Annotated in this window: 10 protein-coding genes, 2 pseudogenes and 1 other annotated feature; of the genes and pseudogenes, 5 read left to right on the top strand and 7 right to left on the bottom strand. The window is 34.4% G+C overall.

Annotation, left to right across the window (positions count from 1 at the left end):
* Positions 1 to 183 precede the first annotated feature (183 nt).
* Positions 184 to 888 carry a metallophosphoesterase family protein gene (locus PB01_RS09400; RefSeq protein WP_151699966.1) on the top strand — a complete coding sequence of 235 codons (705 nt, stop codon included), beginning with the start codon at positions 184 to 186 and terminating at the stop codon, positions 886 to 888.
* Between the two features lie 77 nt (positions 889 to 965).
* Here the strand turns inward: PB01_RS09400 and ileS are convergent, their stop codons facing one another.
* From ileS to ltrA, 6 genes and pseudogenes are all read right to left on the bottom strand, one after another.
* Complete coding sequence (gene ileS / locus PB01_RS09395) at positions 966 to 4,046, bottom strand: isoleucine--tRNA ligase (RefSeq protein WP_151699965.1); 3,081 nt, start codon at positions 4,044 to 4,046, stop codon at positions 966 to 968.
* 53 nt (positions 4,047 to 4,099) lie between these two features.
* Positions 4,100 to 4,346: a binding site (T-box leader), on the bottom strand.
* A gap of 268 nt (positions 4,347 to 4,614) precedes the next feature.
* Positions 4,615 to 5,214 carry a signal peptidase I gene (gene lepB, locus PB01_RS09390; protein ID WP_404815110.1) on the bottom strand — a complete coding sequence of 200 codons (600 nt, stop codon included), beginning with the start codon at positions 5,212 to 5,214 and terminating at the stop codon, positions 4,615 to 4,617.
* Between the two features lie 462 nt (positions 5,215 to 5,676).
* The gene (locus tag PB01_RS09385) at positions 5,677 to 6,228 is read right to left on the bottom strand and encodes a hypothetical protein (protein WP_151699963.1); all 552 of its coding nucleotides are present in this window, start codon (positions 6,226 to 6,228) and stop codon (positions 5,677 to 5,679) included.
* 376 nt (positions 6,229 to 6,604) lie between these two features.
* Positions 6,605 to 6,790: pseudogene (locus PB01_RS21360) on the bottom strand (DUF3267 domain-containing protein); the annotation flags it as partial.
* Between the two features lie 737 nt (positions 6,791 to 7,527).
* Positions 7,528 to 7,788, bottom strand: coding sequence for a serine hydrolase domain-containing protein (locus PB01_RS09375; protein ID WP_318837534.1), 261 nt, complete (start codon positions 7,786 to 7,788; stop codon positions 7,528 to 7,530).
* A 941-nt stretch (positions 7,789 to 8,729) separates the two neighbouring features.
* Positions 8,730 to 10,004, bottom strand: coding sequence for a group II intron reverse transcriptase/maturase (gene ltrA / locus PB01_RS09370; protein WP_151702015.1), 1,275 nt, complete (start codon positions 10,002 to 10,004; stop codon positions 8,730 to 8,732).
* 775 nt (positions 10,005 to 10,779) lie between these two features.
* On the opposite strand from ltrA, the gene PB01_RS09365 reads away from it, so the two are divergent.
* On the top strand, positions 10,780 to 10,983 hold the full coding sequence (locus PB01_RS09365) for a hypothetical protein (protein ID WP_151699961.1): 204 nt from the start codon (positions 10,780 to 10,782) through the stop codon (positions 10,981 to 10,983).
* A gap of 56 nt (positions 10,984 to 11,039) precedes the next feature.
* The gene (locus PB01_RS09360) at positions 11,040 to 11,282 is read left to right on the top strand and encodes a hypothetical protein (protein ID WP_151699960.1); all 243 of its coding nucleotides are present in this window, start codon (positions 11,040 to 11,042) and stop codon (positions 11,280 to 11,282) included.
* Positions 11,283 to 11,440: 158 nt separating this feature from the next.
* Here PB01_RS09360 and PB01_RS22020 read toward each other — a convergent pair.
* Positions 11,441 to 11,998 (bottom strand): annotated as a pseudogene (locus PB01_RS22020) (IS5/IS1182 family transposase); the annotation flags it as partial.
* 858 nt (positions 11,999 to 12,856) lie between these two features.
* Here PB01_RS22020 and PB01_RS09355 point away from each other — a divergent pair.
* Both PB01_RS09355 and PB01_RS09350 read left to right on the top strand, forming a co-directional pair.
* The gene (locus tag PB01_RS09355; RefSeq protein ID WP_151699959.1) at positions 12,857 to 14,047 is read left to right on the top strand and encodes an MFS transporter; all 1,191 of its coding nucleotides are present in this window, start codon (positions 12,857 to 12,859) and stop codon (positions 14,045 to 14,047) included.
* Positions 14,048 to 14,635: 588 nt separating this feature from the next.
* On the top strand, positions 14,636 to 14,764 hold the full coding sequence (locus PB01_RS09350; RefSeq protein WP_151699958.1) for a YjcZ family sporulation protein: 129 nt from the start codon (positions 14,636 to 14,638) through the stop codon (positions 14,762 to 14,764).
* Positions 14,765 to 15,475 lie beyond the last annotated feature (711 nt).

Here is a 15,475-nt window from a genome sequence, read left to right as displayed (position 1 = left end):
ATGATAATATATCAAATTAATATTTAGAAAACAACGAAAATTCAAAAATAAATATTTATAATTAATATACTTACTCAAATACTAACCCCTATTTTTGATGCGAAGCTTTTCAATTTAACTGTATATGGTTAATATGATATTAGTAATTAGAAGAATACACACACATAGAAAGAAGAGAAAGACATGAAAAGAACTCTTGTAATAAGTGATATTCACGGTCAATTAGAGAAATTTGAAAAGTTACTTGCAGAAGCAGATTATGATCCAGAAATAGACCAATTGATTTTATTAGGTGATTATGTAGATCGCGGCCCTAATTCAAATGGTGTTATTGAAAAAGCGATGAGTTTAAAAGAAGCAGGAGCTCGATTACTAAAAGGTAATCATGAAGATATGATGATAAAAGCATTAACGACTGATGTAGAGAGATCTTGGAACCACTGGGTTAAGAGATGTGGAGGGGATGAAACCTTATTTAGCTATGGTTTTTCCGAAAAAGAAATTGAAGTTAGTGAAGAAAATTTTCAAAAACCTAGATTAGAATCGGAGGAACTTAAGAAACATTTAGAGTTTATTCAAAGCCTAGAAAATTATATTGAAACAGAAGATTATATTTTTGTTCATGCTGGCGTACACCCAACAACACCTATCTCTGAGACAGATCCATATATATTAGTGTGGATTAGAGACGAGTTTCATAAGGGATACAACGGTGAAAAGACCGTTATATTTGGCCATACAGAAACAAATCTATTACACCAAGATGATGAAAATCACAATGTATATTTTGGAAGCAATCGAATCATTGGCATTGATGGAGGAGCAATATACGGGGGGCAATTGAATTGTCTTGAGTTGCCGAGTAAACAAGTATTTTCGATTAAGTAAATACGAACATCAACAATGGGGTTTAATAAAGTCTAAGAAATCGGATATAGAAAAATTTCTATATCCGATTTTGTAAATCAGTCTACTGTTGTAACTTCTATTGCAATTGTGTGAGATCCTATTGTAAGTTCTGTTCCCTCTAGAGTATTGTTTGTAATCAGTAAATTACGCATTAACAAGTTTTGTTGGAGCATATGCTTAAACTTTTCAATAACTAGTTGAAATTTTTCATCTGTATTTACAGCAATATCAACACGCATATCGATTGGTAGCATCAATTGTTTTCTATATGCTTGTATTGCTCGTATTAATTCACGAACCAGTCCTTCTTGGATCAGTTCTTCTGTTAAAGAAATATCTAAAGTAACTGTATATTCACCATTTGTTGCTGAAGCATATCCTTCTTTCGCAATGTTTTCAAGCAGCACATCTTCTAACATTACCATATTATTTTCATGTTCCATAAAGCCCTCTTGTACAAACTTTATTACTTTTTTGTCTTCTATTGACTGAAGCCAAGCATTAATTGCATTCGACTGCTTTCCAAACTTCGCACCCGATTTTTTGAAATCGAGTTTTAGCTTTGTAGTTACAAACTTACCTTCATTTTCCGTTTGCTCAAATACCTTCACATTTAACTCATCTTTAATGATATCTTCGTATAATTTCCAGTTTATATCCTTTTTAGAACTCATAAATGAAAGACTTCCTAAAGGTTGTTTTACCTTCAAGGAAGTAGTATTTCGAATACTTCTTCCTAACTCTACTACTTGCAGAACTGCATCCATTTCTTTTTCCAGTTTCTCATTCATAAGTCGTTCATCTGCTTCTGGAAAATCCGATAAATGAACACTTTCCCCTGTTAAATTCATAAACACATCTTCTGCAAGAAATGGAGTTAATGGTGCTAACAATTGACTAGTTTTTGTTAATACTTCATAAAGCGTTTCATATGCAGCAGCCTTTTCTGGGTTCATATCACTAGACCAAAATCGTTCTCTTGAACGTCTTACATACCAATTGCTTACTTGCTCTAGTAACTTTGCAATTTCTCTTGCAGCGTTTGTGAAATGATAATCCTCTAAGTTTGTTCGAACGATATTAATCGTGCTATGCAAACGAGATAAAATCCAAACGTCCAATTTATTTTTCTCTACTTCGTACACAGCTTTAGGATTGTAGTTATCTAAATGAGCGTATAACGAATAAAAACTATGCACATTGTCTAGTGTATCAACTAGTTTTGACTTTGCTTCTTGTACGATTCGTTCCGAGAACCTTTTTGTATTCCAAGGTGCGCTGTCTACTAATAATGCCCATCTTAGTGCATCTGCTCCATACTTTTGAATTAACTCTACAGGGTCTAGAGCATTGCCCTTACTCTTAGACATTTTTTGTCCCTTTTCATCCAAAATATGACCCGTCGATAGTACACGTTTGTACGGAGCTTTACCGGTAAATAAAGTGGATACAGCTAGTAAGCTATAAAACCATCCGCGTGTTTGATCAATTCCTTCGATGACTATATCAGCTGGGAATTGTTTTTCAAAAAGCTCTTTATTCTTAAATGGATAATGATATTGTGCAAAAGGCATAGAGCCGCTATCGAACCAAACATCAATTACTTCAGGAGTTCTTTTCATAGTCCCTCCACAACATGAACAGTGAAGCTTTACATGATCTACGTAAGGCTTATGCAATTCAACGTCATCTAAAGGATGAATAGAATGCTTTTTTAGCTCTTCGATACTTTTCGGTGCATATTCATGATTACATTCTTCGCATTCCCAAACATTGAGCGGTGTGCCCCAATAGCGTTTACGACTAATATTCCAGTCCACCATTTGTTCTAAAAAGTTTCCGAATCGGCCTTGTTTGATATGTTCGGGATACCAGGTAACTGTATCATTATTTTGTATAAATTGTTCTTTTAATGCTGTTGTTTGGATGAACCAGCTTTCATTTGCATAATACAATAGAGGTGAATCACAACGCCAACAATGAGGGTAACTATGTTCGTACTTTTCTTTACTGTAAAGTAAACCCTTCTCCGCAAGATAGCGAACAATATCTACATCACAATCTTTCACAAATCGACCTTCAAAACCAATAACTTCCGAAGTATACTTTCCTTTTTCATCTACAACATTTACGAAGGATAACCCATTTTCCTTCACCACTTTGTAGTCATCTTCACCGTAAGCAGGAGCTATATGGACAATCCCTGTTCCACTTTCTGCAGATACATAATCCGCAGTGACCACTTGATGTCCGATTTCCACATTTACAAAATCAAATAATGGCGTATATGGAATGTCTTTTAAATCTGCACCTAGATGTTCAGAAAGTATTTCATAGTTATCCTTTAATACAGAGCTTACTAAAGCTTTCGCAACAATAAAAATATCTTGCCCTTGTTTTGCGCGAACATATTCCAACGCAGGATTAACTGCTAGTGCAACATTTGCTGGTAAAGTCCAAGGGGTTGTCGTCCATCCAAGAAAGTACTCATTTTCACGATCTTTTATTTTAAATTTAGCCGTAGCAGATAAATCCTTTACGTTTTTATATCCTTGTGACACTTCATGTGAGCTAAGAGAAGTTTGACAACTAGGACAATAAGGGGATACTCTGTGACCTTTTCGTAGTAACCCTTTTTCATGAATTGTGCCAAGTATATTCCATTCACTTTCAATATAATCATTACTTAAAGTTAAATAAGGATCATCCATTTCAACCCAGTAACCTAGCTGTTCTGTAAACTCTCGCCACTGTTTTTCATATACAAAAACACTTTCTTTACATTTTTCAATAAAAGCTTCTACACCATATTTTTCAATATCACTTTTTCCTGAGATACCTAATTGCTTTTCTACTCCAAGCTCCACTGGTAATCCATGCGTATCCCAACCTGCCTTTCGTATTACTTGATGTCCAGTCATAGTTTTATATCGTGCAACTACATCTTTGATCGTCCTACCTAGTGCGTGACCAACATGCGGCAATCCATTTGCAGTAGGTGGTCCTTCATAAAATACAAATGAAGGGAAATCTTCTCTATCGTCTATGGACTTTTTAAAAATATTATCTTTCTCCCATTGCGCTCGAATCCGCTCTTCTCGCTCGATTACCGATTCTTTTTCGTTTGCTTTGACCATTTGATATCACTCCTATTTTTATTAATAAAACATACAAAAAAACCCGTCCCTGGAAAAGGGACGGGTTTAACCGTGATACCACCCTAATTCTATTGCAAGCATTCGCTCCTCCACAATAGCACTTAGCCACGTACAATCATACGTGTTCCTTTTAACGGTAGACACCCGGTCTCACTTACTCAATTTCAGCTCGACTTCTCAGAGAGGATTTTCATAAATGAACTGAACACCGGCTTTCAGCATCTGCCGGCTCTCTTTGGAACAGTTTCACTTACTACTTTTTCTCATCAACGAATTTGTATGGTTTTATTATGGATGAATTTAACATAAGTCTAACTGATTTGTCAAATTATTAAACGCGTTTAAAGCTACATTCTATACCATAATTTTCTACATTCTTTTTTGATTGGTTTTACCAGTCTTACTTTTTATTTTTCAATCCAACTCTATTATGATTACTACGAGGCCCAACCTTTTTCTAAAAAGTGTTTCAATTGGTTTATTTTATTTTGTTCATTTTTATTTTTTAAACAATTGAGCAGGGTGATAGTTGAATAAGAATACGGGATTACTTAATTGACTTACTAATCCCTTTATCATTTATAATCCCTAGGTTATCAAAAGGCCAAAAAACCATTTTTGCAGTACCTAATATTTTATCCTTTGAAACAAATCCAATACTTGGGTCTCGGCTATCTTTGCTATAAAGACGATTATCTCCCATTACAAAAAAGTAACCATCTGGTACAACTTTTTCATCTAGGAACTTCTCTAACGAAAAATCTGTAGTAAGCGTATCATTATCTTTCAACTCTTTTTTATACTCCTCTAGATATGGTTCCTCGTATCTCTTATTATTAATAAAAAGCTCATCGTTTTGATAGGCGATGTGATCACCAGGAATACCAATAATACGTTTAATATAATTAGTGTCTTCTTTTGCTTCAAAAACAATTACATCAAATCGCTTATACTCCGTTAATCTTGGTCCAATTTTATTAACAACTACCATATCACCATCTTCAAATGTGGGCATCATAGAAGCTCCATCCACCACAATTGGCGTTAATATGAACAACCGAATTCCCCAAGAAAATAAAATAGCAATTCCAATTGCCTTAACCCATTCCAATAATTCATTTTTTTCTTTCGTTTTTACCAAGTTCAACACCTCATTCTCTTTTTATCATCTGTCCATTACTTTAATACTCTCGATATTAACTATTTCGACATCTTTTTTAATTATTCCTTCTTCTTGATATAACCTACCCCATTGCCCACTTGTTGCAGAGCTCTAATATTTTTTTGAAAAGACTAAAAGATACTAATACATGGTTGGAAAATTTTTTTAATCATCTCCTTACTCTTTAAAAATCCTTGAATATACAATTCTAACTCTTGTTGTTTTAATTTAATTCGTTCAGTATGAGAGAAATGAAAAAAACTTTCCTCTTTCCAGTTGCCAAGACGGGCAACAAAAGTAGTTATCGAATAACATCTTATATATACATCTGAATGATTAAAATAATGATAATATAGAAATGGTTAAGCATCTATGTACATTAGTCATTTATTTAAATAAGAAAAAGGAGTTACCTTTCTTAAAGTTACGCATCTGTTTGATTAATAATTATTGATACCTTCCTTTGGATTCGGGAAGTTCTATATATTCTTCCTTACTTCTAATTATACTAAATACGTAATTACGCAACTCAATTAGTTGCTTTGCATCGTTGGTAGGTTCACAGTACGCCCCTGAAACTGTATGAGATATAGTTTCTCCGTTGATGGTTATTTTCCATTCATCTTCTTCGTGTGGTTCTTGTATACAATTGGTTCCATCTATAGGTTCAGGTATAATTTTTTTCGTTTCTATTATATTAAGTTCTTTCATTTTCTCATAAATCTCATTCATTTCTTCATCCGTAAAAGTTACAGCTGCCGTTGTGATTCCATCTGTTATTAGATCCTTGGTCACTGTGCCTTCGAATGTGTTGATTTCATTCTTTTTTCCCATACCAAACTGAATAGAAAACCCAAAATCATTAGGCATATCTTCTGGCATAGTTTGAACAGTAGACTCGTTTGAGCGAATAAAGTCAACTTCATTTGAATCTTTAATTGGTTGGTGACAAGCATTCAAAACAAAAGCGAATAAAATAAAAAATAATAATCTTTTCAACAATTATCCCCCTTTTAAATTGAAATGAAATATATCATTTTTTAGTTTTACCTTATTTAAAAGATACTGCACCTTTAGTTTAATCAATTCAACAAAAATGGCGTTAATTCCTTCCATAATCAACGTTCATATTTTTTTCATCAGTTTCCTCAAAACTCTTTTATTCAGGCTAAACTCTTTCGAAAATAGCTTTATCTTCATCTTCGTTCAATTTTCAATCCTTTTTGAGTATAACCTTCTTTTCTTAACCTGATGGGAAAATATTAAATAGCCGAAACCAAGTTATATAAGGGTTTTGGCGATTTTAAGTACAGCTGGTTATTTACTTATGAGATCACTTGCGTAGAAAAGATTAAAAACAACAGATATCTATTTAGATGAGAGTGAATGTATTGATAGTTCTAAACCATGCATCAAAGAAAAGGGACACCAGAAAAATGGTGATCTGGAGTAAATAAACAAACTTCATATAATGCTTTCGAAACCAATTATTCTTTATAAAAGGGGTCCATTCTACCAAATCCATACTTATTTGAGGTAAGTGTCGAAGCCATATTATCATAAGCGTCCACTCCCTCCTTCAATTAAGCAAACATCCATTAAATCAACAGACCTTATTAACATAGAGCTCTACAATTAACATCTAGAAAAAAATAATCTGAATTTTTAAGCATCGGTTACTAAATAAGCAAATAACCATTGTCCATCTTGTTCCATAAAACCAAAATACATGGTATTATATCCCTCAGAAAATAATCTGCAAAGCCTATAGTCAACATCTATTCTTCTGGACAATGCAGTTCTAAATTCTCTAATTTTATCGCAGTAAATCCTACTTCTTCATCATTAACAAATAATTTAATAGCACCTATAGGAGTTAATAACATTTATATCACCCACTTATTTAATATTTTCCTTGTACAACCTAACTGTCTACATTTAAGGATAATGTTACCGTTAGCCCTCCAACTCTCGCTACGTGTATGTAGCTAGTTCTTTCTCGACGACAATCCCAACCGATATATCATAGGAACTAGGCTCGGCTTCACAAACACCATGTTACTTGAAGAAAGATTGTTTTATTTCAATATATCTTTTAGAGTAAATCAATTCCCCAACAATGATTTATTAAGTAATTATATCGAGAATCATATTTGATAAAGTTTCACTCTCTAAGTGACTAAATGCTTTTGGGTCAGCAGTTATAATAATGGAAATCCTTTCCTTATAATATAAGAGAATTTATTGACCTCCTGAACCTAAAGTACGATCAACTTCATAATCTTTAACCGTTTTTATCTACCATCCAAATCCATAATCACCGTAACTTAAATTTGTTGGGATTCCATTTGTGGTAGACACATTTATCCAATGCTTAGAAATAATTTCATTTTTATTTTCCAAACCATTATTAACAAGTATTTGAGATATTTTTATTAAACTTTCAAAACAGATCTTTAAGCCCATACTGCCGACAGTTACACCTTGAGGGTCACTTCCCCATTCAACATCTACTATTTCAAGTGGTGAAAAGAGGTTTGTCTGAGCAAAATTGGACAACGTTAAACCTGTTGACTTACTAATAATTGCAGATAGGAGGTGATAATCAACTCCTTTATATCTAAATGTACCTCTTCCTGCCAATGAAAGGCTTAAGGTGTCTCTTACCTAATCATCACTTTATAGAACCAGTACATATAAATTTTTGTCATCTACATCGAAACCCGAACTCATTGTTAGTAAATCTCTTATAGATATATGACTAAGAGCACCAGGTAGGAAGTAATCGGAGTTTCAAGAGACTTTATAAATTCTTTTTTTAAAGGAATCCCAATTAAGAGTGAAACGATGCTCTTTGTCATTGAGCGAATATTTATTAAGTGAGAACTTATCTTCTCTTAAGAACTAAATATTTCTCTATTTAATATTGACACCTATAAATTATGAATTGATTTATTCTGTTCATATAATCTTAGAATTTCTTTAACCATAAAAACTCATTCCCCTTATATTCGTTTACATTACGATCGCAAGATATTGAAAATGTTTCGTATAATATTTCTCTACAATAGGCAAAAATTCCTCCTTCCGCTAACTGTTGCCGTCAGATCCATAAGTTTTTCTATTTCTATTCATTTTGTAATTAACTGAATAAGTAATATTTGTGGTTTTACCCTTCTGAAAGAAACATCTCATTTTTACTAGTTTAGAAGTTCTTTTAAATCTATTCTATCGAGTATTTAATATATTTATTCCAATAAACCTCCTTAACCAAACCGTGCAACAAAATATTCCTCTATATTATGCGAACTATAAATTGCTTGTATTTGTTGCGTTTCTATCGTCATAACTTACCCTTTGAGTTGATATAAGATTCGACATAACTTGTATTTACCTCTATCATATTCGATCTATTAACAAAATCGAGTAGAAGGGAAAGTTAATAACTTTCCGCCCCTCTCACACCACCGTACGTACGGTTCCGTATACGGCGGTTCAATTTATATTTCAGTGTGTACTTTTAGATAGTGGTCTAAGGCAAAGGGGATTCCCCTCTGCCTTAGTCGCTTGTTAGACAAGGCTCTGTGTACGACCTTCGATAACCCAATGAATCGGTAACCTTTTCTACAGTAGGTTAAACCTTTGGCTTCTTCCTTTGGTATGCCAAGTTGAACGAGAGACTTTATTCTCTTTTTATTGTTCTTCCACTGCTTCCAAATAATTATCCGAATTCTAGAACGGAGCTTTGCGTCTATTGTCCCAAGGATTTTCTTCATGTTGGCTATCTTGAAATAGTTGGTCCAACCGAAAATGACTTGTTTCAGCTTGATGATTCTGTCATCAAGTGAGATGCCCCAGTTTCTTTTTGTTAGCTGGCGCAGTTTCCTTTGAAATTTCTGAATCGACATTCCATGTGGTCTTGGTTGAAACCTCTGCTTAGTAGAATCATAATAGAAACCGAATCCTAGAAATTTTGTTTCACTAGGTCGTGAGATTCTACTTTTTCCCGTATTCACTTTCAATCCCAATTTGTTCTCGATAAATTCTGTAATGGAAGAAAGTACTCTGTTTGCTGCTTTCTCACTTTTGACGAAAATAAGGCTATCATCTGCGTATCTTACGAAACGCAGTCCTCTTGCCTCCAGTTCCTTGTCCAGTTCATTCAACATAATATTGCTTAAAAGTGGACTAAGGTTGCCACCTTGCGGTGTTCCTACTGGTGTAGCTTCATACTTTCCATTGACCATCACACCACTTATAAGGTATTTCCGTATGAGGGAAATTACATCTCCATCTTTAATCGTATGGGAGATGATTCTCATCAGCTTGTCGTGATGAACTGTATCAAAGAATCGCTCTAAGTCAATATCTACTAACCATTCATGTCCGTCATTTATATATTCCAAAGCCTGGATAATTGCCATTTCGCAGCTTCTTCTTGGTCGGAAACCATAGCTGTATTCGCTGAATTGTTTTTCGAATATGGGGCCGAGTATTTGGCTAATCGCTTGTTGTACCACTCTGTCGACAACTGTTGGAATACCTAGTTTACGCATATTTCCATTTTCTTTTGGAATCTCGACTCGTAATGCCGGCGTTGGCTGGTATTTCCTTTTCCGAATTTGATCCCGCAGTTCATCCTTATGTTCCCTTAGGTGTACCTTCAAATCTTCCACAGTCACTCCGTCTATTCCACTCGTGCCTTTATTACGGTACACTCGCTTATAGGCTTGATTCATATTTTGATTGTTTAGGATTTCTTCTAAAAGCTCCACACTCGTTTCTTCCTTTCCTTTCACGTGACGATAAGACACTTCTCTTTTGAGTATCCTCTGAGATACGCTCATACTTTCCTCATTAACACATTCAGAAGTTTATCTTTCGTGCAATCATGGTGTAGAAACACTATAAATTGTTCAGCCCTTCATGATTTTCATCATTACTATGGCTTCGGCTGACTTCTCACGATAAACCTTTTCCGACCAGCTTTCTTTATAGGGGACTCCTCAGCTGTCCGTGAGACCTCCCAGGGTAAGACAACTATCTTTCCTCTTTTACTCACCTGATTTACTTTATAGGGTTACGCACATCTTTTGGACTTTGACTTGTTTAGGAGCCTTATCCACCTATAAAGCCTTGGTATCAGATTTCTGTTCGTTGAGCCAAGATTTTGATACACGCTTCCTTCAGCCCTTACCTCGCGATAAGTACCTTGCGCTTCTCTAGTGGTTAGTTGATGTGTACCCCCACAGTGGACTTTCACCACCTAGATAGTCGCCATGCCTGGCGCACTAAAAAAAGCTGACCACAGTATGATCAGCTTTAAAGTAATTTCGTTATTGCCTTGCGGTTCATTTGTATTTATATTAAAAGCTTTCAACGTAAAAAAAAGAAAATAACAAATATAGATATGTTTCTAAGTGATTAGCCTTTCCAGGTTCTCTAGAAACTCATAACATATAAAGACTTTTCCTTTTCAATAAAAAGTCACTAATGAACATTCTTTCTATATTAAGAGGCACAAAAATAAATATAAAAGGAGTGATAAATATGTATGATAATCAAAGAGATATTGAAGTAATTGTCAATCCAGTTATTAACAATGTAGATACTCAGTTACAAGCTCAGTTGCAAGCTCAATTTGAAGCTCAAGCTCAGTTACAAGCCCAGTTGCAAGCTCAATTTGAAGCTCAAACTCAATTCCAAGCTCAGTTCATAGCCCAGTTACAAAAAATTATTGTCCTACTAAGCTAGCTGTCAATAATGACTGAATTAACTGAAATCAATTAATTTGTAGGAGGTGATTTAAAATGGAACAAGCTAATGATTGGAATCATAAAAAAAATGATGCACCTAAAATTAAAGTTCATGTAAACCCACGCATTACGAACCGTGATACACAAGCACAGGCTCAAGCTGAAGCTCAAGTTCAGTTACAAGCTCAGTTGCAAGTGCAACTTGAAGCTCAAGCTCAGTTACAAGCGCAATTTGAAACTCAGGTACAAGCACAATTGAAAAAAATATTCGTCTTACTAAATACAAAAAGAAGATAAGTTTGCCAATCTTTATATAGTTTGATCGTTCATTATCGATAAGAAATGAATGGCCGTTTAGGAAATCCAAAGGCACTGAAAAACTTACGTTTTTAAAAGTGGTGTTGGTTTTTCAAACAAAAATAGGCAACTTTTTTCGATTTTGAAAAAGAAGTTTCCTATTTTTGTTGATCTTTTCTATTCTTTTTTTCTAACAATGTGAGTATTCGCTTGAGATTGACCTCAAATGTCGCTGTGGCTCCATGTATTTCCATGCTAAATAGACTCGCAGAAGATGCCTATCATACCCATTTCCATGTTTTAATTCGCTATTCTTCGCTTCAATTTTATAGCGTAATTTGACATTTTTTTAAATTCAGATGTCTGTTGAAATGTCTATTGTTCGGTGTGTTCAGTTGATTTAATCGTCACAGAGTATGTTTTACTTTTTGCACCTTCTTAATATCATCCCTTCCCATAGGTCAGACTTTACACTTTTCGATATCAAAATAATACGTCTAGCTTTGATTTTGTTCGCTCCTTTTTTTTACCAGTGAGAGCATTTCAGGTAGCGAGGAGACTTGCTTTACAAACAAACTTATCTGCATCTTTATTAAACTCAAACTTATCTTTTTTTTTCGTGGACCTTGTGAAAGAATTGGGTTTAACTTTGGGACTGTCCTCATTTCGTTTTCCTTTGTGCACTCAATATTTCTCTTTTCAGAGTAAGCAACGTCCCAATTACCCTATCATTTCCGATGCCTGGCCGCGTGCTTTTTTTAAACGTTTTTTACATATATTTCCTATATTTTTTATTCTATTGTCACTATCGCAGCGGTAATATGGGCGATTTCCGGTTAATTTTTCTGACTATTATAATTTTTTCACAGTATGGTACCTTATCTTTTACTTCGTTATAAGTGGTTTACGGCGGGAATTTTTCTTTCATGATTTCTTCATATTGATAAACGGTTTTTCGAACATTTTTGGTTTTCTCTTGTAAAAATTCTTTCGGTCATTTTTAATTTTAACGTGCTTTTTTATGCTTGGCATCCACAATATTGGTTTTACTTTGGATGATTTTCTTTTCAAGTGCTGTTTCTATTGTTTTCCCAGTAAGCAAGTCTAATAAGCAAAGGGGCACTATTACTCCATTGGCACCATTCTTCAGTATAAGGAGAGTAATATTACTCGCAGGGTAATAATCGGGGTAGGGAAATTAATGAATTTCATGGAGATAAGGAATCAGATGTATGCCCACTGCATTTGGTGGTTCCAACACTTGATCAGCTGAGACAAAACTGAGGCAGAGAACAGTGGAGAAACTAAAATAACCTTACATATACCAAACTATGAAAATAACAAATTTGTAGATAAGGTAATTGTTTAACCCCGAACCCAACTACCATTTTCATCAGATATATACTTTCTTAAATAGAGTTCAGCTTACTCCTTTTGCATTGTCAAACCTGTTATTACAATTACCTATATTTGATATGAAAGGATTTTTCTCGCAAAAATATTTTATGGTAAGATGTATAGGTCGTGTATCTACTATTTGACACATATACAATCATCTAAGAAAAGAGGTATTTATGCACTCCACAAAGTTATCCAAGCGACATTGGTTGCTCATCTTAACACTTACTTTATTAACATTTGTTCTTGGGACAAGCGAATTTGTTATTGTCGGAATCTTAACCGATATTTCCTCGAGCCTTCAAATGACAAATGCAAAAGCTGGCACACTTGTTTCTGCGTTTGCAATTACATTTGCCATCTCCACTCCACTAGTAATGTCAGCTACAAGTCATTTTCCGAAACGTAAATGGATGTTATTTTTGATAGGTTCTTTCATCGTCCTGAATGCATTGTGTATAATCTCGACAAGTTACATCACGCTCCTTGCACTTCGGATTATGACAGCGATTGTAACAGGAGTATTAATCTCTCTAGCCATGATTGTTGCAAGCGAAACCATGCCGATTAAAAAACGCGGTCTCGCTATATCATTCGTTTTCGGTGGTTTTACACTTGCAAATGTCGTTGGAGTGCCAATTGGAGTTGTCATTGCCAATTCGTACGGCTGGAATGCCACTTTTATATTAACTACTCTCCTAGGAGGATTGGCGTTTTTGGCATCCTTTTTCGTCTTGCCTAATAGACTCAGCCAAATACGCAGTTCGATACGGGATCAGTTCTCTTTAATGACCAATCCAAGAATTTTAATGGCTTTTTTCATTCCAGCTCTCGGATTTGGCGCTACTTATACAGTCTTTACGTACCTTGTTCCTATTTTGAAGGGAATGGAAGTACCAAATCATTCAATTAGTTTAATCTTATTTGGTTACGGATTTATCTCGATTTTCAGCAACATCCTCGCTGGTAAAATTGCTAGCCACAATGCAATCGGTCGCCTTCGATTTGTTTTTCTCATGCAGGCAGTTGTTCTGACAAGTATATTTTGGACTTCAAATCATTTTATTTTAGGACTGGTAAACATTGGCTTGATGTCGTTAATGGCCATCCTTTTAACAACATCTACTCAGCTTTATTTGATAGACCTTGCGGGAATTTATCAGCCAAAAGCAACAGGTCTCGCTGCTTCACTTATGCCAGTGGCAAGCAATGTAGGTATCGCTTTTGGTTCTGCATTAGGCGGAATTGTATATCATCAAGGGAATTTAATGAATGTAGCATTGGTCGGTGGGATAGTTGCAGTCGGTGCAAGTATGCTAACTTTCTTAAGTCATCGTTTAGATCAAAAACAAAAGAAATCAGCATAAAAGGTTAGCAATAAACCCTTCTTGAGCTTCCAATGGTAGCTCAAGAAGAACCAAAATCTTTTCAAGTCATAATTAATGATATGACAGTAATCCCTTTATAAAAATTTTTAAAAAAGAAGTATCAAAGACGTTTAGTTGTTCTTTGATACTTCTTTAACAAATACTACTTTGCTTGGGTACCTACTTTTTAATAAATAGAATCCCTGCTTTCTATAAATTACGCTTCATCAATAAGCCTTTCGTCACCCCTCTTGTTGTTCTATCTTCAGTTTTAATGTAGGAATTCACAATCATAATAAAACTGTTTTATACTAACTACTCTATTTTTACTTAACATTTCAAAAAGTATGGAAGAACGAGAACTTCTTAGCTTTGGATGGGTTATCATCTAATTTTATCTCTTTCAAGGACATTTCTTTAAGTAAAATTAAAAATATTAATATTTAGATTATATTAATATTTTGTAATATTATTGCGGAGCTAGTGAAACTTATCAAATTAGTCCAAGTACATTCATATTTTTGACATAACATATTTTTAAGGATGTATTCAAGTAATCCTTAATCTTAATATAGGAGGTGAAAATATATGAGTGAAGGTTCATATGAAGGAAACTATAGCGGTGGCAGTAGTAACATGGGTTCAAGCTTTGCATTGATTGTCGTATTGTTTATTCTCCTTATCATCGTAGGCGCTTCTTTTATGAGTAGTTACTAATCTCTACCTGGTGAATAATATTTGATATTTTCCACTTCATTAAGTATTACAACATGAATAATAATAAAGGGCAGGTTCAAGCAATCTGCCCTTTATTATGGAGAATTTGCTTAGAGAAAGATATGAAAATTATTGCCGCCTCATTAGTTCTGCAGACTTAGGCTGTAACATAACTCCTAGCAAAGAACCCATCATTCCACCCAGAATACCTCCAACATTTCTATCTAATGCAGCCATAAGTGAGACGGGTTTCCATTTAAATACCCCACTACCATTCCTATTAATACAGGTACTATTGTAGGCATGGTTAAATTTTTATTTTGAATAAAGGTTCCAAGTATAGTCCCTATAGAAACACTCACCATCATGGAGTTTGACATAGATATCATCATTCCATCCATGTTGGAATTCCGATTTTCATTCGAGAATGTATAATGTACAACTTAACATAATAGAAAAATTAATGTACAACTTATCAATAGTATCATCTTATTTCCTCACTTCGTCTCTGAAATTATTTCATCAAGTTTAATTTCAAACAATATCTATTATAGGTATTAATAGGTATTGTAAAAATAGTTTAACAGCATGATACCACTTTTCAGCAGTTTTCCAATCTCGACAGATGATTTTAAAGTCATCAGTCTACCTAACTATGTAGCCTTCTTTTAAGTGAGTGCGCTTCTTTGCAAGAAGTTAACCTTCCCTAGT

Source organism: Psychrobacillus glaciei (assembly GCF_008973485.1).
GTDB classification, from domain to species: Bacteria; Bacillota; Bacilli; order Bacillales_A; family Planococcaceae; genus Psychrobacillus; species Psychrobacillus glaciei.
The sequence above is the reverse complement of the archived record's forward strand: the minus strand, read 5'-3'. Positions and strand labels throughout refer to the sequence as shown.